This window comes from Streptomyces arenae (assembly GCF_022343545.1).
Taxonomy (GTDB): domain Bacteria; phylum Actinomycetota; class Actinomycetes; order Streptomycetales; family Streptomycetaceae; genus Streptomyces; species Streptomyces humi.
The window spans coordinates 59,393-78,940 of the sequence record NZ_JAKQYH010000057.1 but is presented as its reverse complement, the minus strand read 5'-3'; the positions used below and the strand labels follow the sequence as shown (position 1 = coordinate 78,940).

General features: G+C 70.1%; 14 protein-coding genes and 1 other RNA gene. 6 read left to right on the top strand and 9 right to left on the bottom strand.

Annotated elements, in window-relative coordinates; translation table 11 throughout:
• Positions 1–68: 68 nt before the first annotated feature.
• The 5 genes from MB828_RS25565 to MB828_RS25545 are packed head-to-tail and all read left to right on the top strand — an operon-like array spanning position 69 to position 6,343.
• A complete protein-coding gene (locus MB828_RS25565; protein WP_301650241.1) occupies positions 69–1,355 on the top strand; it encodes an ABC transporter substrate-binding protein in 1,287 nt (428 codons plus the stop codon).
• On the top strand, positions 1,352–2,239 hold the full coding sequence (locus MB828_RS25560; protein WP_430381422.1) for a carbohydrate ABC transporter permease: 888 nt from the start codon (positions 1,352–1,354) through the stop codon (positions 2,237–2,239). The genes MB828_RS25565 and MB828_RS25560 overlap by 4 nt, the downstream gene beginning before the upstream one ends.
• Positions 2,236–3,066 carry a carbohydrate ABC transporter permease gene (locus MB828_RS25555; protein ID WP_133021589.1) on the top strand — a complete coding sequence of 277 codons (831 nt, stop codon included), beginning with the start codon at positions 2,236–2,238 and terminating at the stop codon, positions 3,064–3,066. Before MB828_RS25560 ends, MB828_RS25555 begins: the two co-directional genes overlap by 4 nt.
• Before the next feature lie 11 nt (positions 3,067–3,077).
• Positions 3,078–5,330 carry an alpha-xylosidase gene (gene yicI, locus MB828_RS25550; RefSeq protein ID WP_301650239.1) on the top strand — a complete coding sequence of 751 codons (2,253 nt, stop codon included), beginning with the start codon at positions 3,078–3,080 and terminating at the stop codon, positions 5,328–5,330.
• Positions 5,330–6,343 carry a LacI family DNA-binding transcriptional regulator gene (locus tag MB828_RS25545; protein ID WP_301650238.1) on the top strand — a complete coding sequence of 338 codons (1,014 nt, stop codon included), beginning with the start codon at positions 5,330–5,332 and terminating at the stop codon, positions 6,341–6,343. The genes yicI and MB828_RS25545 overlap by 1 nt, the downstream gene beginning before the upstream one ends.
• 47 nt (positions 6,344–6,390) lie before the next feature.
• On the opposite strand, the gene MB828_RS25540 is transcribed toward MB828_RS25545, so the two are convergent.
• From MB828_RS25540 to ftsE, 7 genes are all read right to left on the bottom strand, one after another.
• Entirely contained in the window at positions 6,391–7,554 is a 1,164-nt protein-coding gene (locus tag MB828_RS25540) for a DUF6183 family protein (RefSeq protein ID WP_301650237.1), read from the bottom strand.
• Between the two features lie 118 nt (positions 7,555–7,672).
• Entirely contained in the window at positions 7,673–12,448 is a 4,776-nt protein-coding gene (locus MB828_RS25535; RefSeq protein ID WP_430381424.1) for a ricin-type beta-trefoil lectin domain protein, read from the bottom strand.
• 423 nt (positions 12,449–12,871) lie between these two features.
• Positions 12,872–13,271: a transfer-messenger RNA gene (gene ssrA, locus MB828_RS25530) on the bottom strand.
• Between the two features lie 93 nt (positions 13,272–13,364).
• Entirely contained in the window at positions 13,365–13,907 is a 543-nt protein-coding gene (smpB, locus tag MB828_RS25525) for an SsrA-binding protein SmpB (protein WP_133022313.1), read from the bottom strand.
• Between the two features lie 69 nt (positions 13,908–13,976).
• A complete protein-coding gene (locus tag MB828_RS25520) occupies positions 13,977–15,146 on the bottom strand; it encodes a S41 family peptidase (protein WP_301650235.1) in 1,170 nt (389 codons plus the stop codon).
• Between the two features lie 67 nt (positions 15,147–15,213).
• On the bottom strand, positions 15,214–16,134 hold the full coding sequence (gene ftsX, locus MB828_RS25515) for a permease-like cell division protein FtsX (RefSeq protein WP_046729171.1): 921 nt from the start codon (positions 16,132–16,134) through the stop codon (positions 15,214–15,216).
• A 46-nt stretch (positions 16,135–16,180) separates the two neighbouring features.
• On the bottom strand, positions 16,181–16,870 hold the full coding sequence (ftsE, locus tag MB828_RS25510) for a cell division ATP-binding protein FtsE (RefSeq protein ID WP_046729172.1): 690 nt from the start codon (positions 16,868–16,870) through the stop codon (positions 16,181–16,183).
• Positions 16,871–17,127: 257 nt separating this feature from the next.
• Between ftsE and MB828_RS25505 the strand changes: the two genes are divergently transcribed.
• Positions 17,128–17,319, top strand: a complete 192-nt coding sequence (locus MB828_RS25505; protein WP_301650234.1) for a hypothetical protein — start codon at positions 17,128–17,130, stop codon at positions 17,317–17,319.
• Between the two features lie 94 nt (positions 17,320–17,413).
• On the opposite strand, the gene MB828_RS25500 is transcribed toward MB828_RS25505, so the two are convergent.
• The gene (locus MB828_RS25500; protein ID WP_133021584.1) at positions 17,414–18,037 is read right to left on the bottom strand and encodes a hypothetical protein; all 624 of its coding nucleotides are present in this window, start codon (positions 18,035–18,037) and stop codon (positions 17,414–17,416) included.
• A gap of 328 nt (positions 18,038–18,365) precedes the next feature.
• Positions 18,366–19,472 carry a peptide chain release factor 2 gene (prfB, locus tag MB828_RS25495; protein WP_046729175.1) on the bottom strand — a complete coding sequence of 369 codons (1,107 nt, stop codon included), beginning with the start codon at positions 19,470–19,472 and terminating at the stop codon, positions 18,366–18,368.
• Between the last annotated feature and the right edge of the window lie 76 nt (positions 19,473–19,548).

The window sequence follows — 19,548 nt, the reverse complement described above, 5'->3', positions numbered from 1 at the left end:
CGACGCCCCTCGTCGAACCATTCGACGCGGGACGAGCACCATCCATCCGACTCCCCCGGAGGCATTGGATGTTGACGGCACGAAGGCGGACCACGACCGCGGTGGCGATCCTCGCCGGATCGCTGCTGCTCACCTCCTGCGGCGGCTCGGGCGGCAGCACGTCCGACGCCAAGACCCTGCGACTGTGGCACTACGAGGCTCCGAACAGCGCGATGGGCATCGCCTGGAACGAGGCCATCAAGGAGTTCGAGGCGAGCCATCCCGGCGTGAAGGTGAAGTACGAGGAGAAGAGCTTCGAGCAGATCCAGAAGACCGCGCCGATGGTCCTCAACTCCTCCGACGCCCCCGACCTCATGGAGTACAACAAGGGCAACGCGACGGCGGGGCTGCTCTCCAAGCAGGGGCTGCTCACCGATCTGACCGCCGAGGCGGCCAAGCGCGGCTGGGACAAGGAGCTCAGTGCGGGCGTGCGCACCACCAGCCAGTACGACGCGGACGGCGTCATGGGCTCCGGCAAGTGGTACGGGGTGCCCAACTACGCCGAGTACACGATAGTGTACTACAACAAGGACCTGTTCGCGAAGTACGGGATCGCCGAGCCGAAGACGTTCGACGAACTGACGGCGGCGATGGCGGAGTTCGTCCGGCACAAGGTCACCCCGCTGGCCAACGCGGGCTCCGAGTACCCGGCCCAGCAGTACCTGTACCAGCTCGCGCTCTCCAAGGCCGACCGCTCGTGGGTCGACAGCTACGAGCTGTACAAGGGCAAGGTCGACTTCCACGACACCGCCTGGACGTACGCGGCCGACACCTTCGCCGACTGGGTGAAGAAGGGCTACATCGCGAAGACGTCCAGCGGTACCACGGCCGAGCAGGCGGGCGTCTCGTTCATCCAGGGCAAGTCGCCGATCCTGTTCTCCGGCAGCTGGTGGTACGGCCGCTTCCAGTCGGAGGCGAAGTTCGACTGGGGCAGCTTCCTGTGGCCCGGCTCGAACCTCACCCTCGGCTCGGGCGGCAACCTCTGGGTCGTACCGAAGAACTCCGGGAACAAGGAGCTCGCCTACGACTTCATCGACATCACCATGTCGAAGAAGATCCAGAACCTGCTCGGCGACAAGGGCGGGGTGCCGGTCGCCGCCGACCCCGGCGCCATCACCGACCCCAAGTCCAAGCGGCTCATCGCCGACTTCAACACCCTGAGCGAGCGCGACGGCCTCGCCTTCTACCCGGACTGGCCGATCGCCGGCTTCTACGACACCCTCGTCTCCGAGACCCAGAAGCTGATCACCGGCAGCGAGAAACCGGACGCCTACCTGAGCAATCTCCAGACGGCGTACGACAAGGGCACCAGGTGAGGGTGCGCCGGGACTCCCACGCCCTGTTCCTCCTCCCCGGTGTCCTCGCCTTCCTGGCCGTCGTGGTCGTCCCGTTCCTGATGAACACGGCCGTGGGCTTCACCGACTGGCAGGGCGTGGGCAGCCCGCACTGGTCCGGGCTCGCCAACTACCGCGAGCTGCTGCGCGACACGGAGTTCTGGGCGTCGTTCCGGCACAGCCTCTTCATGGTGGTCGCGATGGCACTGCTCCCGACCGTGCTCGGACTGGTCCTGGCCGCCGCCCTGTTCGACTACGTGGCCAAGCACTTCGGCACCCGGATCGCGGCGGTCCTGCGCGCCTGCTTCTACCTCCCCCAGGTGCTGCCGGTCGCGGTGGCCGGCATCGTCTGGAGCTGGATCCTGGCCCCGGACAACGGTTCCCTCAACGCCCTGCTGAAGGCCGTCGGTCTCGGCTCGTGGCAGCAGGACTGGCTCGGCGACCCGGACCTCGCGCTCTACACCGTCATGGGCGTACTGGTCTGGGTGCAGCTCGGCTTCCCGCTGGTCGTCTTCATGGCCGGGCTGGGCCGGGTCGACCCGCAGCTGTACGAGGCGGCCGAGCTGGACGGCGCCGGCTGGTGGCGCCGCTTCCGGCACATCACGCTGCCGCAGCTCCGCCCCGAGGTGTACGTCGTCCTGACCTGGTGCACGATCGCCGCGCTGAAGGTCTTCGGCGCGGTGTACGTCCTGACGAAGGGCGGCCCCGGCGGCGCCACCGACGTCCCCTCCTACTTCTCCTTCACCACGTTCTTCGAGAAGACCCAGGTCGGCTACGGCTCGGCGATCTCCACGGTCCTCACGGTCATCGTCCTCGCCCTGGCCGTGCTCGGCCTGAAGCTCCAGAACCGCGCGGAGGCCACATGACCCGTCCGACCGCCGTGCGCCGCTACCCGGTGCTCCTCGCCCTCTGTCTCGCCGCCCTCTTCATGGTCGTCCCGTTCCTGATCGTGGCGGTCAACGCGGTCAAGTCCCCGGCGGAGTACTCGCGCAACGGCCCGCTGAGCCTCCCCCACGGCCTCTACCTCGACGGGCTGAAGGACTTCTGGCAACGCGTCGACTACAGCCGAAAGCTCGTCAACTCCACGCTCATCAGCGGCGCGGTGGCCCTGCTCGCCACCGCCCTGTCCGTCCTCAACGCCTACGCGATCGGCATCGGCCGGATCCGGTTCCGCACCTGGGTGCTGGCGTTCTTCGTGCTCGCCAACATGCTGCCGCAGGAGGCGCTGGTCTACCCGCTGTACTACCTGAGCAAGCAGGCCGGCCTGTACGACACCCGGCTCAGCGTGATCATCGTGTTCACGGTGATCCAGTCGGCGTTCGGGACGTACCTGCTCTCCGCCGTCCTCGGGCAGTTCCCGCGCGAGATCGTCGAGGCGGCCCGGATCGACGGCGCGAACAAGTGGCAGATCCTGGTCCGGATCGTCGTCCCGGTCAGCCGCCCGACCCTGGGCGTGCTGCTGGTCTTCTTCTTCATCTGGACCTGGAACGAGTTCCTGCTCCCGCTGGTCATGCTGATCTCCAACGACAACCAGACGGTCTCCGTCGCCCTCGGCGTCCTCCAGGGCCAGCGCCTGATGGACGCCACGATGACCAACGCGGCCGCCCTGCTCGGCGTGCTCCCGGCCATCGTCTTCTTCCTCGTCTTCCAGCGCACGCTCACCCGGGGCATCGCCGTGGGCGCCGTCAAGTAGGAGGTACGTGAGTGAAGTTCACCGACGGCTACTGGCTGCTCCGCGAGGGCGTCACCGCGGCCCACCCGGTCGAGGTCCTCGACGTCACCGCCACGGCCGCGGCGCTGGAGATCCACGCGCCGACCCAGCCCATCCGCCACCGCGGCGACCTGCTGAAGGGACCGGTCCTGACGATCAGCGCGCACACCCCGATGCCCGACGTCATCGGCGTCACCTTCACCCACTTCGAGGGCGAGCAGCCGCGCGGCCCGCACTTCGGGCTCGGCAAGGCCGACCTCGCGGCCCAGGTGTCGTACGACGACGAGTACGCGACGCTGGTCTCCGGCTCGCTGACGCTGCGGCTGAGCCGGACCGCGCCCTGGCGGCTGGACTTCCTCTCCGGCGGCCGCGTGCTGACCTCCAGCGGTCCCAAGGGCATGGGCATCATGCGGGACACGGCCACGGGCGCCCACTACCTGCGGGAGCAACTGCGCCTGGGGGTCGGTACATCGGTCTACGGGCTCGGCGAACGCTTCGGCCCGCTGGTCAGGAACGGCCAGGTCGTCGACATCTGGAACGCGGACGGCGGCACGGCCACCGAACAGGCCTACAAGAACGTCCCGTTCTACCTCACCGACGCGGGGTACGGCGTCTTCGTCGACCACCCGGGGAAGGTGTCGTTCGAGGTCGGTTCGGAGGCGGTGTCCCGGGTCCAGTTCAGCGTGGAGTCACAGCAGTTGACGTACTACGTGATCCACGGCCCGACCCCGAAGGACATCCTGCGCAGGTACACGGCCCTGACCGGCCGCCCGGCTCTCCCGCCCGCCTGGTCCCTCGGCCTGTGGCTCTCCACGTCCTTCACCACCTCCTACGACGAGAAGACGGTGACGTCCTTCATCGACGGCATGCGGGAGCGTGAACTGCCGCTGTCCGTCTTCCACTTCGACTGCTTCTGGATGCGGGAGTTCAACTGGTGCGACTTCCGATGGGATCCGCGGGTGTTCCCGGACCCGGCGGGGATGCTGGGGCGGCTGCACGAGCGGGGACTGCGGGTGTGCGTGTGGATCAACCCGTACATCGCGCAGCGGTCGCCGCTGTTCGCCGAGGGGAAGGAGCTGGGACACCTGCTGCGGCGGCCGGACGGGAGCGTGTGGCAGTGGGATCTGTGGCAGCCGGGGATGGCGCTGGTGGACTTCACCTCCCCGGCGGCCCGGGACTGGTACGCGGGGAAGCTGGAGGCCCTGCTCGCCGAGGGTGTCGACTGCTTCAAGACCGACTTCGGGGAGCGCGTCCCGGTGGACGTGGCCTGGTCCGACGGGTCGGACCCGGAGCGGATGCACAACTACTACACGTACCTGTACAACCGGACCGTCTTCGAGGTGCTGCGCAAGCACCGGGGCGAGGGCGAGGCGGTGGTCTTCGCGCGGTCCGCGACGGCCGGCAGCCAGCAGTTCCCGGTGCACTGGGGCGGTGACTGCGAGGCCACGTACGAGTCGATGGCCGAGTCACTGCGCGGCGGGCTGTCCCTGGGGCTGTCCGGGTTCGGTTACTGGAGCCATGACATCGGCGGCTTCGAGGGCACGCCGACCCCGGCGCTGTTCAAGCGGTGGCTGGCCTTCGGGCTGCTGTCCTCGCACAGCAGGCTGCACGGCTCGTCGTCGTACCGGGTGCCGTGGCTGTTCGACGAGGAGTCGGTGGACGTGCTGCGGCGCTTCACCCGGCTGAAGCTGAGCCTGATGCCCTACCTGTACGAGGCCGCGCGCACCGCGTCCGCGGAGGGCCTGCCGATGATGCGGGCGATGGTGCTGGAGTTCCCGGACGATCCCGGGTGCGCGCATCTGGAACGGCAGTACATGCTGGGCGGCGATCTGCTGGTGGCGCCGGTGTTCGACGACGAGGGGCAGGTGACGTACTACTGCCCCGAGGGCACCTGGACGCACTTCCTGACCGGGCGGACGGTCACCGGCCCCCGCTGGATCCGCGAGCGCCACGACTTCCTGAGTCTGCCGCTGCTGGTGCGGCCCGGCGCGGTGATCCCGGTCGGCGCGGTGGCCGACCGGCCCGACTACGACCACGCCGACGGGGTGACCCTGCGGGCGTACGGCCTGGAGCGCGGCGCGCAGGTCACGGTCCCGGTCGGGGACGTCACCTTCACCGTCGTACGCGAAGGGGGCACCCTGCGGGCCTCGTGCAGTGATCCGGTGGCGGCCTGGAGCCTGGCGGCCGGTGAGCGGAGCGCGCGGGCGGCCGCCGGGACCGGGTTCCTCTCGCTGGAGCTGGACTGATGGTGAAGATCACGGACGTGGCCCGGCACGCGGGGGTCTCCCCCAGCACGGTGTCCTACGCGCTCAGCGGCAAGCGGCCGATCTCGGACGAGACCCGGCGCCGTGTCCAGGCGTCCATCCGCGAGCTCGGCTACCGCCCGCACGCCGGCGCCCGCGCGCTGGCCAGCAGCCGCTCCAACGTGCTCGCCCTGGTGATCCCCTTACGCACCGGGATCCACGTGCCCGTGGTGATGCAGTTCGCGGTGTCGGTGGTGACCACGGCCCGCCGGTACGACCACGACGTGCTGCTCCTCACCCAGGAGGAGGGTGAGGAGGGCCTGCACCGGGTCGCCGACACGGCACTGGTGGACGCGCTGATCGTGATGGACGTCCAGTTGCACGACCCCCGGCTGCCCCTGCTGCGGGCCCTGGAGCGGCCGTCGGTGCTGATCGGCTTCCCTTCGGACGCAACCGGCCTGACCTGCGTCGACCTGGACTTCAGGGCGGCCGGCGAGCTGTGCGTGGAGCGGCTAGCGGCGCTCGGGCACCGGGTGGTCGCGCTGGTCGGCTCGCCGCCGGAGGTGTACGTCCGGGAGACCGCGTTCGCCCAGCGGGTGGTCCAGGGGTTCACGGCCGCCGCCGACCGCAACCGGATGGCGTGCTCCGTCCACCCGTGCGAGGCGACCCCGGCGGGAGCGCGCCGGGTCGCCGAACATCTGCTGCGCGAGCAGCCGGCGTTGACGGGGGTGGTCGTCCACAACGAGGCGGCCCTCGAACCCCTGGTCGACGCCTTCGAGCACCTCGGCCTCCGCGTCCCCGCCGACCTGTCGGTCACCGCGATCTGCCCGGACGAACTCGCGGCGGCCCTCCGCGTCCCGGTCACCTCGGTGGCCCTGCCGGCCGCGGAACTGGGCGAACGGGCGGCTGAGTTGCTGATGCGCAAGCTGGGCGGGGACACGGCGGTGCCGGAGGCGACCCTGCTGGCACCCCGCCTGACGGACCGCGCGAGCACGGCCCCGCGCGAGGCGCTCTGACGGCCCCACGAGACGGCGACCGCGCCTGCCGGTCCCCCGGCCGGGAGTCAGTCGGTGTCCGTGGCGGTGAGGACCGCGATCTCCTGGCCGCCCGGTCGCAGGGCGGCCACGGCGAGGTCCCAGGCCACCTGGTGGAACCAGTCCGACGAGGGGTCGGCGATGAACCACTGTGCCTGTTCGACCAGCGTGGCCGTGTGACTGGTCGGCGCGTCCGGGGCGGCGCCGACCAGGGCGCCGAGGGAGCGCCAGGCGGCGAGCCGCCCGTACGCACCGAACATGCCGCTGCCGTAGGCGGGGCTGCGCACCGCCGCGGTGAGCAGCACCCGCAGCACCCTGTCGGAGGTGGCCGGGTGCAGCCGGGGCCTGGTCTCCCCCGTCGGCCACGCGGTGAGGGGCAGCCGCTCGAAGACGGCTGCGAAGTCGTCCGGCGGGACGGGTGACGCGGACCAGAACTCCTGTGCGGCGACCGTGCCGTTGGACTCCTCGAGCCAGTGCCGCACCGCGGCGCTCATGGCCCCGGCCGCCTCCGCCGTGGTGGTCTCCACCGGATCGACCTCGGCACTGCGCCGGCGCATCTCCGGCGAGACACGGAGTTCGGGCCGGTCGCTGTGGTGCGCGACCGTTGCCGGGGGCAGCGCCCACGTCCAGTCGTGCGGGGCGTGCGGCGGTCTGAGCAGCGCACGCTCCGCGGGCAGCAGGTGGAGCGGCAGGGGTGCGAGCGGATGCTCCCGCGCCACGAGCGCTTCGCCGAAGGACCGCAGCAGGGGGTGGTCCGCGACTGCCGCGCCCGCCAGTACCAGCTCGTGCAGCAGGCAGGCTCTGAACTCGTCCGACGCCGCGGTGCCGAGCCGCTCGCCGTACACGACCGGGACGATGTCCGCGGGCCGGTGCCCGAGTGCCACCAGCTGGGCCAGGCGTCGCTCGGCCGTGGTCCGGGCCCGCTCTCCGGTCCGGAGACTGCTGGGCAGGCACATCAGAACGCGCAGGCTCGGCTGCCCCGCCGTGGTGGCGAGGGCGGTCTGCAACCGGTCGAGCAGGAAGGCGCCTGCGGGTGCGTCCTCGCCTTCCTGGCCGGCCCGCCGGGCGAGCTCCGCGCCGAGCAGCGTCGCCCACTCGAGGTCTCCGGACGAAACCCGGTGCTGGATCTCCTCGCCGAGTGCGGACGCGGCCGAGTGGCCACGGTCCAGCAGTTCTCTGATCCGTCGGGTCATGTCGCTGTGCATGGTGGAATCTCTCTGCCTCACGCTCGTCGAACCGGGGTCCGGACGACGCCGTACGACGTCGGCCGGACCCCGTTCCTCTGCTTCTCCTACGACGCGGCGCGGACCGCTAAGGCGAAGCCACCGGATAGGCGCTCAGAATCTCCTTGGTCTGCGGATTGACCGCGATCTGGAGGTACTTCTCTCCTCTGGTTCCGATCGTTCTGCCCATCGGGAAGACGAACTTGAAAGCGTCCGCGGGATCCTTGATCGCCTTGCTCTGCATGGCCCACGCCTCGTCCACCAGGGCGAGGACCTTGCCGGGGTCCTTCTCGACGAACACGGTGTGCGTCGCCCTGGAGGCGTCGGGCACCGTGTGGGCGAGCACGTGGTCGATCTTGTTGCCGAACTTCCTGTCGAAACCATAGATCAGCCCGCCGGGCGACTGGAGCCTGCCGCCGCCCAGGTCGGCGAAACCGACCGGGCAGAACGTGTTGTGCACGAGAACCGGCGTGCTCCCCGCCAGCACGTAGTACGTGTGGATGCCGGCGACGCTGAGGTTGTAGGCGGAGTGGAGCCGCTGGTAGCGGTGGACACCCACGACGGTGACGGTCTCGCCGCCGCTGGTGAGCAGCGTCTGGCCGGGGCTGAGATCGCCCGCGTCGATCCAGCGGTGGGCACTGGGCGACCAGAACGGGTGGTGCTGTGTGGCGGTGATCCGTGACCGGCCGGCGTCGATCGTGATGTCGGCGAAGTCGGTGTCGTCCGGCGTGTAGACGGTGTCGGTGACCGTGCGGACCGCGGTCCGGCCGCTCCAGGGATCGGTGGCGACGACCGCGTCACCGGTCCTGACGTCCTTGATCTCCTTGGTCGTGCCGTCGGCCATCAGCACGAGCGTGGCGCCGGGGAAGCTGTTGGGCCGGCATGCCAGGCGGAACTCGTCGTAGGCGTGCACCGACCGCTCGATCTCGGCGAGCGTGCGGGCGTCGACGTCCAGTGCGCGCAGCGCCTTCAGGGCGTCGTCGACGCCGATGCCGGTGCGCAGGGCCGCGTCGACGGCGCGGATCGCCTCGGTGATCTTCCCGATCGGGCCGCCGAGCGGGAGCCAGGTGGCGGCCCAGGCGCAGTCGCCGTAGCTGCCGTCACCGGTGCCGGTGGCCTTGTGGTAGCAGCCGGTGAAGTCGTCGACGATCGAGTGGTAGAGGCCCTTCCACAGGTCCTTGGTCGCCTCCCAGGAGGAGATCTTGACGTTCTTCTTGAGGCCCTTGAACGTCTTGGTGGTGAGGAAGTACGTGTCCTCGGCGGGGCAGCCGGCCTGGGTCGCCGGGACGTCCGGGTTCTCGCAGAAGTAGTAGCTGACGACCGCGTCGAAGTGCACTTCAAACACCAGGTCGCAGGGCAGGTGGGAGCAGTCGTCCGGCAGCCGCTGCGGGTCCCCCTGCTGCTTGACGTCGTCGATGACGGAGAACACGCCGCCGACCCCGGTTCCGGTCCCGGCGCCGGTCTGGACCTGCTTGTTCGCGTCGGCGGCCGCCGCCTGGTCGGCCGCCTGCTGGGCCGAGTCGGCGTACTTCTGGGCGTCCTTCGCCGCCGCCTCGGCCGCGGTGGCCTCGGCGTCGGCGCGGTCGGCCGCGGCGCGGGCGTCCTTGGCGGACTGCTCGGCCTCGGCGGCCGCCGTACGGGCGGCGTCCGCGTCCAGGGCCGCCTGGTCGGCGGAGTCCCGGGCGTCCTTGGCGTAGCCCTCCGCGTTGCCGGCCGCCTTGTCGGCGGCCGCCGCGTCGGCGGTGGCCTGCTGGTCGTACTCGATGGTGCGCGCCAGTGACTTCTGCGCGTCCGCCGCGTACTGCGCCGCCTCGGACGCGTAACCCAGCGCCTCCTTCGAGGACTTGCGGGCGTCCGCGGCGTGACCGGCCGCCTCGGCGGCGATCGTGTACGCGGCCTTCGCGTCGCCGGTGGCCGCGTCGGCGAGGCTCTTCGCCTGTGCGGCGTTCTTCTGCGCGTTGGCGGCGTGCGCCTCGGCGACGGCCTGCTGCTGCTGGGCGATCGTCTTCGACGACTGGCCCGTCAGGACGACGAGACCGGCCGCGGAGTCGGTGTCCACATAGGGCGAGCCGAGCTGGATCGCGTCGTTGGCGGGTGCGGCGACCTGCTGCGCGGAGGCTCCGGCGTCCTCGGCCGCCTGCGCGGTCGTGTACGCGTGACCGACCGCGTCGGCCGCGCCGGCGACCGCCTTGGCGGCCTCGGCCTGGGCGGCGTCGGCCTGCTTCTTCGAGTCGGCCGCGTGCTGCTCCGCCTCGTCGGCCAGCTTGACCGCGGTACGGGCCGCGTCGGCCGAGGCCTGGGAGGCCTTGATGGCGTCCGCCGCGGCGCTGGTCGCGGTGCGCACCGCCGCGTCCGCCTTCAGCTTGGCGGCCTGGGCCGCGTCCGCGTCGGAACGGGCCCGCTTGGCCGCCGCCTCGGCACGGGTCGCCGCGGCGTCGGCGTCGGCCGCGGCCTGGCTCGCCGCGTCGGCCTCGGTACGGGCCGAGGTCGCCGCCGTCTCCGCGTCGTCGGCCGCCTGGTCCGCCTGGTCCGCCGCCGCCCGGGAGTCCTTCGCGTCGGCGTCCGAGGCGTGCGCGTCGGCGTAGGCGTCCTTGGCGTCGGCCTTCGCGCGGGCCGCGTTCGCCTGGGTCTTCGCGTCCCACGCGTCGTCCGACTTGCCCTTGGCCCGGTCCCGTGCGGCCTCCGCGTCCTGGCGCTTGGCGCGCGCGGTGGACTCGGCGGTTTCCGCCCGGCCCTTGGCCTCGGCGGCGGTCTTCGCGTATCCCTCCGCGTTCACCTTGTGCTGCGCGGCCTCGGCCTGCTTCTGCGCGGCGGTCGCCTTCTCCGCCTTCGCCGTCTGCTCCTCGGCCTCCGCGTCGAGCCGCTTGGCGTGCGCGGTGGCCGCGGCCGCCTTGGCGTCGGCTTCCGCCTGCTGGGTCTCGCCCAGCTTCGTCTTCGCGGTGTCGCGTGCGGCCTTGGCGGTCCCCGCCTGTACGGCGGCGGCGTCGGCGGCGGCCTTGGCCTGCGCGTTCGCCTCCTGTGCGGCGGCCGTCCGGAACGCGGCCTTCGACTGGGCCGCCTGGGTCACCGCACGGGCGGCGATGGTCGCGCTGTCCCCGGCGGACGCCCTGGTCGCCGCGTAGGCGGTGTCACCGGCCTTGGCCAGCGCGTCGAGCGCGGCGGCCGACGCCTTGGTGACCTGGGCCTTCTGCTGCCCGGCGAGCAGGCCCCGGCCACGGGGTGCGCCCGCCCGGTCCGCGACGGTGTAGGCGGCCTTGGTGGCGGTGTCCGTGTCGGTGGCGGACTTCTTCGCCGCGGTCGCCTGCGCCTTGAGCAGGTCGAGCTGGGTCTTGGCCGCGGTCTGGGCGTCGGTGACGCCCTTCTTCGCCTTGTCGAACTGGGCCTTGGTCGGATAGTCCAGCTTGTCGGTGCCGTTGTGACCTGACGGGGCGAAGTCGAACTTCTGCGGGTCGGTGCCCTTGCAGTCCCACATCCGGCCGTCACGGCTGTTGTCGTAGGTCGCGAGGTCCAGGCAGTTGCCGGTGCCCGGGTTGTACAGGCGGCTGGTCGCGTGGGTGTCGTACTCCCACTTCTGGGCCGCGCTCTTGGCGTTGCAGGTGGAGATCTGGACGGCGGTCCCGTTCGCGGTGCCGCCGCCCTTCACCTCCAGGCACTTGCCGGAGTTGACGTTGACCAGCGAGTCGCCGTCGATCGTCCACTTCTGCCCGGCCGAGCCGTTGCAGGTGTAGATCTGCGCCGGGGTGCCGTTGTCCTTCTTGCCGCCGCCCACTTCGAGGCACTTGTCGGTGGCGCCGTGCGCGTGCACGATCATCGGGCTGTCGCCGATCCAGCCGGGGCCGCCGGCGGACCAGTAGTCCTGCCAGCGGGCGAGGCGGTCGGCGATCCAGGACTGGCCGAGCAGTTCGCCCAGCGCCTTGGAGCCGGTGGCGAGGGCCTTGGTGGCGTCGCGGTTCGCGTTGAGGATCTGGTCGCGCTGGCCGGCCTGGGCGGCGATCTCCTGCTGCCACTCGGCGGACGCGTCGGCGACCTCCTTGCCGAGGACCCTGTCCGGGTCGACGGGGCTGCGCCAGGCGCAGGAGGCGAACCGGGTCTTCAGGTCCTCGACGGCGATGCGGTACTCGACACTGCCCGGGTCGGGCGCGGTGCGCGGGAAACCGCCGGAGGACAGGAACAGCCGGGCGTTGTCCGCGGCCGTGGGCTCCAGGTCCCAGTTCACCAGGTGGTCCCAGGCCTGGTGTTCGGCGTACGACTGCTGCCACTGCGGGGTGGGGAGCGAGGGGTCCGGGTCGCCGCCGTAGAGCGGGGTGCCGAGGTCCTTGACGGCCTTCAGCGTGGCGTCGTCGGCCTTCGGGGTCGGATCTTCGTAGAAGCCGTCCTCCGTCTTCCAGAACTGGGCCGAGGTCCACTGGCTCAGGCCGGTCTGCGCGAAGAAGCTCGGGCCGGTGCCGGTGGTCCCCGGCGGCCAGTGGAAACCGGTGACGGTGAACCCGGCCGGGGTGCTCAGGCCGTCGAGGGGCTTCTTCCAGACGTCGATGTAGGCGTCGAGGGCGTCGCCCGCCTTGTCGGCGGCGTCCTTGTCCTGGTCGTACGCCGTCGACAGCGGGGTGGTGTTCCAGTACTCGCGGTTCGCCGCGGTGTGCAGCTTGTCCGGGGTCTGGTCGAGCGCGGTCTGCGCGGTGCTGGACATGGCGGGACCGCCCATGCGCAGCACACCGGCCATCAGGCACTGGTCCTGGCGGAGCTGTTCGGCGGCCTTGGTGTCGAAGCCGTCGTAACTGTCGGCCACCGGGCTGAGGTCGGCGGCCCGGTCGTGGTGCGGGTCCGGCCGGCCGGCGACCGTGGCGAGCACGGCGAGGGCGAGCACGGCGGGCACAAGTCGGGTGAGACTGCCCGCTTTTCGGGCAGGGGGCGTCACAGTCCCCGGTCTGGAACGCAAAAGAACATCCGTTCTTCGTGAAAAGGGCAGGCGGGGGCCCGGCACGAAGAGTTTCGAAGAGGCGCGCGCCATGGCGGCGGTCAGGCCTGTGTGTCCCTCCCCGTAGCGACGTTGTTCCCCCGGTCGCCGATGGTCGTGCGCGGCGGCCGAGTGGTCGGCTCGGCCCGGCGCGCGCACCGCACTTTAGTAAACTTGTGCGATCCCTGTGAAGGGTTTTTGACTGAGCGGCATCAATCTTCACATCACCGGTGGGCGTCGGCCCCGATGGACGCCGGCACCGATGGACACCTGCTCCGCGAACACGACGAAGGCCCGGTGGTCGGTGACCACCGGGCCTTCGTGACATGGAGACTGTGGAGATGGCGGGAATCGAACCCGCGTCCAACGGTGCGGAACCAGGGCTTCTCCGTGTGCAGTTCGCTGTGATTTTCTCAGCCCCGGCGATCACGCGAACAAGTCGCCGACGGGCTCAGTCACTGTTAGATTTCCCTCTTCACCCCGTGACCGGGATCAAGGTTTAGTCCCCTAGCTGATGCCAGGATCCGGGTCGGGAACAGCCCCGGGCTGACACTCCCGTATAGGAGGCTCGCTGTCGCTACCTGAGATCAGGCAGCGAGGGCGAAGGCCTGCTGGGAGGAATCGCGCTTGGAAGTGGCGATTATTTTTTTCGGCCTGTGGTTTACGAGATCATGGCCGCTTTCTCGACACGCTTCCCCTGCCTCGACATCCGCTGTCGAAACCGATCATCCCCATGTTGATTTTTCAATCTTCACACCGGCTTCCCCCGGTGTTGGTGCCATCGTACGTGACCAACGCACGCCGATGCCACTACATTCCCGCGGGCCTAGGCCTCGCGCTGCCGCCGCTTGGCCGCCGCGATGACCCGCCCCGCCTCCCGGCGGTCCTGCTGCTCGCGCAGGGTCTGCCGCTTGTCGTACTCCTTCTTGCCGCGCGCGAGGGCGATCTCCGCCTTGGCCCGGCCGTCCTTGAAGTACAGGGCGAGGGGCACGATCGTGTGACCGGTCTCCTGGGCCTTGGCCTCCAGCTTGTCGATCTCCTCCCGGTGCAGCAGCAGCTTGCGCTTGCGGCGCACCGAGTGGTTGGTCCAGGTGCCCTGGCTGTACTCGGGGATGTGGGCGTTGTGCAGCCACGCCTCGTTCCCGTCGATCTGCACGAAGCCGTCGACCAGCGAGGCCCGGCCCTGACGCAGCGACTTCACCTCGGTACCGGACAGCACCAGACCGGCCTCGAAGGTGTCGATGATCGCGTAGTCGTGCCGCGCCTTCTTGTTCTGCGCGACGATCTTGCGCTTGCCGCCCTTCTCGCCGTCCCTGGCTTTGGCGGCCGTCCCCTGCTGCTTCTGCTGGGACTCTTTCGGTACGTACATTCCCTTGGCCATAGTGCCCTCCATTTTCGCACTACGGAGGGGGTGCGAGGGAAGCGGATTAGCCGCGGGTCACGACGGGTCGCCGAGACCGCTCAGCACCGTCTCCGCCCGCTCGAGCGCGCCGGAGCCGACCTCCAGGTCGGGGGTGATGCCCCTGCCGTCGACGACATGGCCGGAGGGGGTGCGGTAGTGGCCGACGGTGAGTTCGGCGACCGAGCCGTCGGGCAGGCGGGTGGGCATCTGGATGGAGCCCTTGCCGAAGGTGCGGGAGCCGAGGACGACCGCGCGGCCGCGGTCCTGGAGGGCGCCGGTGAGCATCTCGGCCGCGCTCATGGTGCCGCCGTCGACGAGCGCGACCAGCGGTCTGACGGTGTCGCCGCCGGGCTCCGCGTGCAGGGAGCGCTGGACGCCGTGCACGTCGTAGGTGGCGACCAGGCCGCCGTCGAGGAAGGCGGAGGCGGCGGTGACGGCCTCGGTGACCAGGCCGCCGGAGTTGCCGCGCAGGTCGAGGACGATCCCGCCGTCGCCGGGCGCCTGCCGGACCGCGTCGCGCACCAGGTCCCCGGCGCCCTTGGTGAAGGCCGAGACCTTGATGACGGTGATACCGGCGGCCGCCTTGCGCACGGTCACCGAGTCGGTGGACAGCAGCGCCCTGCGCACGGTCTCCCGCCACGCGCGCGTGCCCCGCTGGAGGCCGAGGGTGACGGTCGTGCCGGCGCGGGCGTCGGTGGCGTCACCGCGCAGTAACGAGACCACGTCGGTGACCGGCCGGCCGTCGACGTCCGCTCCGTCCACGCTGCGCAGCCGGTCGCCCTTGCGGACACCCGCCTCGGCCGCCGGCGACCCGGCCTGCACCCTGGTCACCTCGATCCGGCCGTCCCGCTCCCGCCGGGCCCACAGCCCGACGCCGGTGTACTGGCCGTCGAGCGCTTCCTCGAACTCCTGGTACTCGCCCTCGGAGTAGACCGCGGCCCACCGGTCCCCGCTGCGGCTCACGGCGCGTTCGGCGGCCTCCACGGGGGACTTGCCGTCGGCCATCGCCTCGGCGGCCGCCTTGGCGACGTCCTCGTGCCGGGCGGCCGGACGGGCGCTCCCGGCGGGCGACTTACGGTCGACCCGGCCGGGGTCGGGAAACGCCCCGGTGGCCGCCCCGGTCACCAACAGCCCTGCGAACACCAACGTCAGGGCCGCCCCGCGGCGAACCCGGCGGGGCTGACAGAACAGCTCAGGGCCTGACATGCCGGTGAGTCTAGGACAACGAAAAGGGCCGCACGGGCGGTTGCCCGTACGGCCCTCTTGGCATGCGTCACACCTTCAGGTACTTGCGCAGCGCGAAGAAGGCGGCCAACGCAGGCATCAGCAGGCTCGTCGCCAGGATGAGCGGGAGCTTCGTCAACACCGCGTCCCAGCCGATGAAGTTGATCAGGTTCAGCTTCTGGGAGAGGGCCAGGCCGTGGTCGATGATGAAGTAGCGGGCGACCACCAGGAATCCGCAGGCGACCGTGCCGCCGATCAGACCGGCGACGGCGGCCTCGGCGATGAACGGGGCCTGGATGTAGAAGCCGGAGGCGCCGACCAGGCGCATGATGCCGGTCTCCCGCCGACGGCTGAACGCGGAGACGCGCACCGTGTTGACGATCAGCATCAGGGCGACCACCAGCATCAGGGCCATGACCATCCGGGCCGCCCAGTTCATGCCGTTGAGGAGGCCGAAGAGGTTGTCCAGGATGCCCTTCTGGTCCTGGACGGACTGCACGCCGTCCCGCCCGTCGAAGGCCGTCGCGACCACCTGGTACTTCTGCGGGTCCTTGAGCTTGATCCGGTACGACTCCTGCATCTGGTCCGGCGTGAGGGAGTCGGCCAGCGGCGAGTCGCCGAACTGCTCCTTGTAGTGCTTGTACGCCTGGTCCTGCGACTCGTAGGTGACCTTCTGGACGATCGAGGTCATCTTGTCGAGATCGGCCTTGATCTGCTTCTTCTGGTCCTCGGTGACCGCGCCCTTGGCGCAGTTGGGATCCGACTCGGCGTCGCTCTTGTTGCAGAGGAAGATCGAGACGTTGACCTTGTCGTACCAGTAGCCCTTCATGGTGTTGACCTGGTCGCTCATGAGGAGCGAGCCGCCGAAGAGCGCCAGGGACAGGGCGACCGAGACGACGACCGCGAAGGTCATCGTCAGATTCCGGCGGAGACCGACACCGATCTCCGACATTACGAACGAGGCGCGCATGGCGTCGGGTTATGCCTTTCCGTGGACGTCTGCGAAGTCGTGGCGGTCAGTGCTGGTAGCCGTAGACGCCGCGGGCCTGGTCGCGGACGAGGCGGCCCTTCTCCAGCTCGATGACGCGCTTGCGCATCTGGTCCACGATGTTCTGGTCGTGGGTGGCCATGATCACGGTGGTGCCGGTGCGGTTGATGCGGTCCAGGAGCTTCATGATGCCGACCGAGGTCTGCGGGTCGAGGTTGCCCGTGGGCTCGTCCGCGATCAGCAGCTTGGGCCGGTTCACGAAGGCACGCGCGATGGCCACCCGCTGCTGCTCACCACCGGACAGCTCGCCGGGCATCCGGTCCTCCTTGCCGCCGAGCCCGACGAGGTCGAGCACCTGGGGCACGGACTTGCGGATCTCGCCCTTGGACTTGCCGATGACCTCCTGCGCGAAGGCCACGTTCTCGGCGACCGTCTTGTTGGGCAGCAGCCGGAAGTCCTGGAAGACCGTCCCGAGCTGGCGGCGCATCTGCGGCACCTTCCAGTTGGAGAGACGGGCCAGGTCCTTGCCCAGAACGTGCACCTGGCCGTGGCTGCACCGCTCCTCACGGAGGACCAGCCGCAGGAAGGTGGACTTTCCCGAGCCGGAGGACCCCACGAGGAACACGAACTCGCCCTTCTCCACTTCCAGGGACACATCCCTGAGTGCGGGGCGGGTCTGCTTGGGGTAGACCTTGGAGACATTGTCGAATCGGATCACGGATGCACCACGGGTCGCCGGGGGTAGATGAGCGTGACCATACGCGAACCGGGTGAGGAAGCGCAGGCGCCGGTCACGGTTGAGTGAGGCTTGTGCGGTTTTGTTCCGGGGCAGTTTCTCGGGAGTGCCGTGGAGCGCCGGGACGGGCTCCGCGGACGACCGCGCTCTTTCGGGGGGAACCTGGCACAGTGGGAGGGGAACGTTCTCGTTCCGCGGAGCGTTGTCTGGGTAATGGCCGGTGCAAGGAGGGCGAGCGCATGACGTACGACCGGTTGGTGTGCGCGAACTGCGCGGCGCCCGTGAACGAGGGCCGGTGCCCCGTGTGCCGGGCCAACCGCGAGCGTCTTCAGCAGGAGAGCTTCCTCGGCAGCCTGAACCCGATGGCGCTGATCGGGCTGCTGGCGGTGCTGATCGCCGCGGTGGCGCTGCTGGCGCACCAGACCGCGTAGCGAAGCTCACACAGGACGGGAAAGGGCCCGGAGCCGAGGCTCCGGGCCCTTCGTCGTGCGTGGTGCGTGACGCTCCGTGAGCGGGAGGCTACCGTCAGGCGGCGGCGCCGCCGCGGCCGCCCATGAGGCGCGGCAGGATGCGGAAGCCGATACCACCGGCGATCATGGTGGCGGCGCCGACGACCAGGAAGGTCGTCTCGGCGGCACCGGTCTCGGCGAGCTGGTCGCCGCCACCCTGGGCCTGGGTGTCGGAGGTGCCCGAGCTGGTGTCCGTGAGGGCGGAGGAGCCCTCCTCCTGGGCGGAGGTGCCGGAGTTGCCGTCGGTACCGGTGTGGTCGTTGCCGCCACCGTTGCTGCCGGTGCCGCTGCCGCTGGTGCTGCCGTCGGTCGGGGTGTCGCTGGACGGCTCGTCCGTGGGCTCGGTGGGCTCCTCGGTCGGCTGGGTCGGCTCGTCCGTGGGCTCGCTCGACTCGGAGGGCTCCTGAGTCGGCACGTCGGTGGCCGTCTCGGTCGGCTGGGCCGTGTTCGTCGGGATCTCCGTCGGGTCGTCCGTCGGGTCGTCACCGTCGAGGTTCACGTTGGCCGAGACGCCGCTCTCGTCGGCGCTGACGCCGATGGAGAGGGCGGAGGCCGCGCCGGCCGCGGTCAGCGAGGCACCGGCGGCGATCACGGCACCGGCGGCTATCCGCGCGACCCGGATCCGCGTCTTCTTCGTCATCTGGTTGCTACCCCCAGTAGCTGATAGTCAGTGAGCGGGCGCATGGGGCCGGCCGTGATCGACGGGGGACGGTAAACGTGCGAACGCGACACCAGGTCCCCCGGTTCACATGCGCCCCAAAGATACGCATGCCACGCTTCACCCTTCCCATTTTTCAAAGCAACGTCAAGGCCGTTGCGCGCGCGATGTCCAGTTGCGCGCGGAATGCCGGGAGTTGAAGCGTGTGAGTGTGATGTAAAACCCAGGCATTCCCTGGGCAAAACGAGAACTGCCGCCCTATGGGCGGCAGTTCACGGTCGTTCGGCCCGTCATGGGCAAGTCGACAAAGTTACTTCTCCTGCTGCTTGCGCCAGCGAATTCCGGCCTCCAGGAAGCCGTCGATCTCACCGTTGAAAACAGCCTCGGGGTTGCCCACCTCGTACTCGGTCCGCAGGTCCTTGACCATCTGGTACGGGTGCAGCACGTACGACCGCATCTGGTTGCCCCAGGAGTTGCCGCCGTCGCCCTTGAGGGCGTCCATCTTGGCCTGCTCCTCCTGCCGGCGCCGCTCCAGGAGCTTGGCCTGGAGGACGTTCATCGCGGTCGCCTTGTTCTGGATCTGCGACCGCTCGTTCTGACAGGAGACGACGATGCCGGTGGGGATGTGGGTCAGGCGCACCGCGGAGTCGGTGGTGTTGACGCCCTGGCCGCCGGGGCCCGAGGAGCGGTACACGTCCACCCGCAGCTCGGACTCGTCGATCTCGATGTGGTCGGTCTGCTCGACCACGGGGAGGATCTCGACGCCCGCGAAGGAGGTCTGGCGGCGGCCCTGGTTGTCGTACGGCGAGATGCGCACGAGGCGGTGCGTGCCCTGCTCCACGGAGAGCGTCCCGTAGGCGTACGGCACCTGGACGGCGAAGGTGGTCGACTTGATGCCGGCCTCTTCCGCGTACGACGTCTCGTAGACCTCGGTCTTGTACCCGTGCTGCTCGGCCCAGCGCAGGTACATGCGCTGGAGCTTCTCGGCGAAGTCGGCGGCGTCGACGCCACCGGCCTCCGCGCGGATGTTGACGAGTGCTTCCCGGGAGTCGTACTCACCGCTGAGCAGCGTCCGGACCTCCATCTCGTCCAGCGCCTTGCGGACGGCGGCCAGCTCGGACTCGGCCTCGGCACGGGTGTCCGGGTCGTCCTCCTCCTCGGCCATCTCGAAGAGCACGGCGAGATCGTCGATCCGCCCGCGCAGCGCCTCCGCCTTCCTGACCTCGGCCTGGAGGTGGGAGAGCCTGCTGGTGATCTTCTGCGCCTCGTCCGGGTTGTCCCACAGGGACGGCGCGGCCGCCTGCTCCTCGAGCACGGCGATGTCTGCCCTCAGCTTGTCGAGGTCCAGAACGGCCTCGATCGACTCCATGGTCGAGGAGAGGGACTTGAGCTCTTCGGATACGTCGACGACTGCCACGCCTCCCAGCGTAACGGCTCCGCCCACCGGGCATGGCCGACGGGCCTCGCCCAGCCGCCCTCCCGGGCCCTCGGGG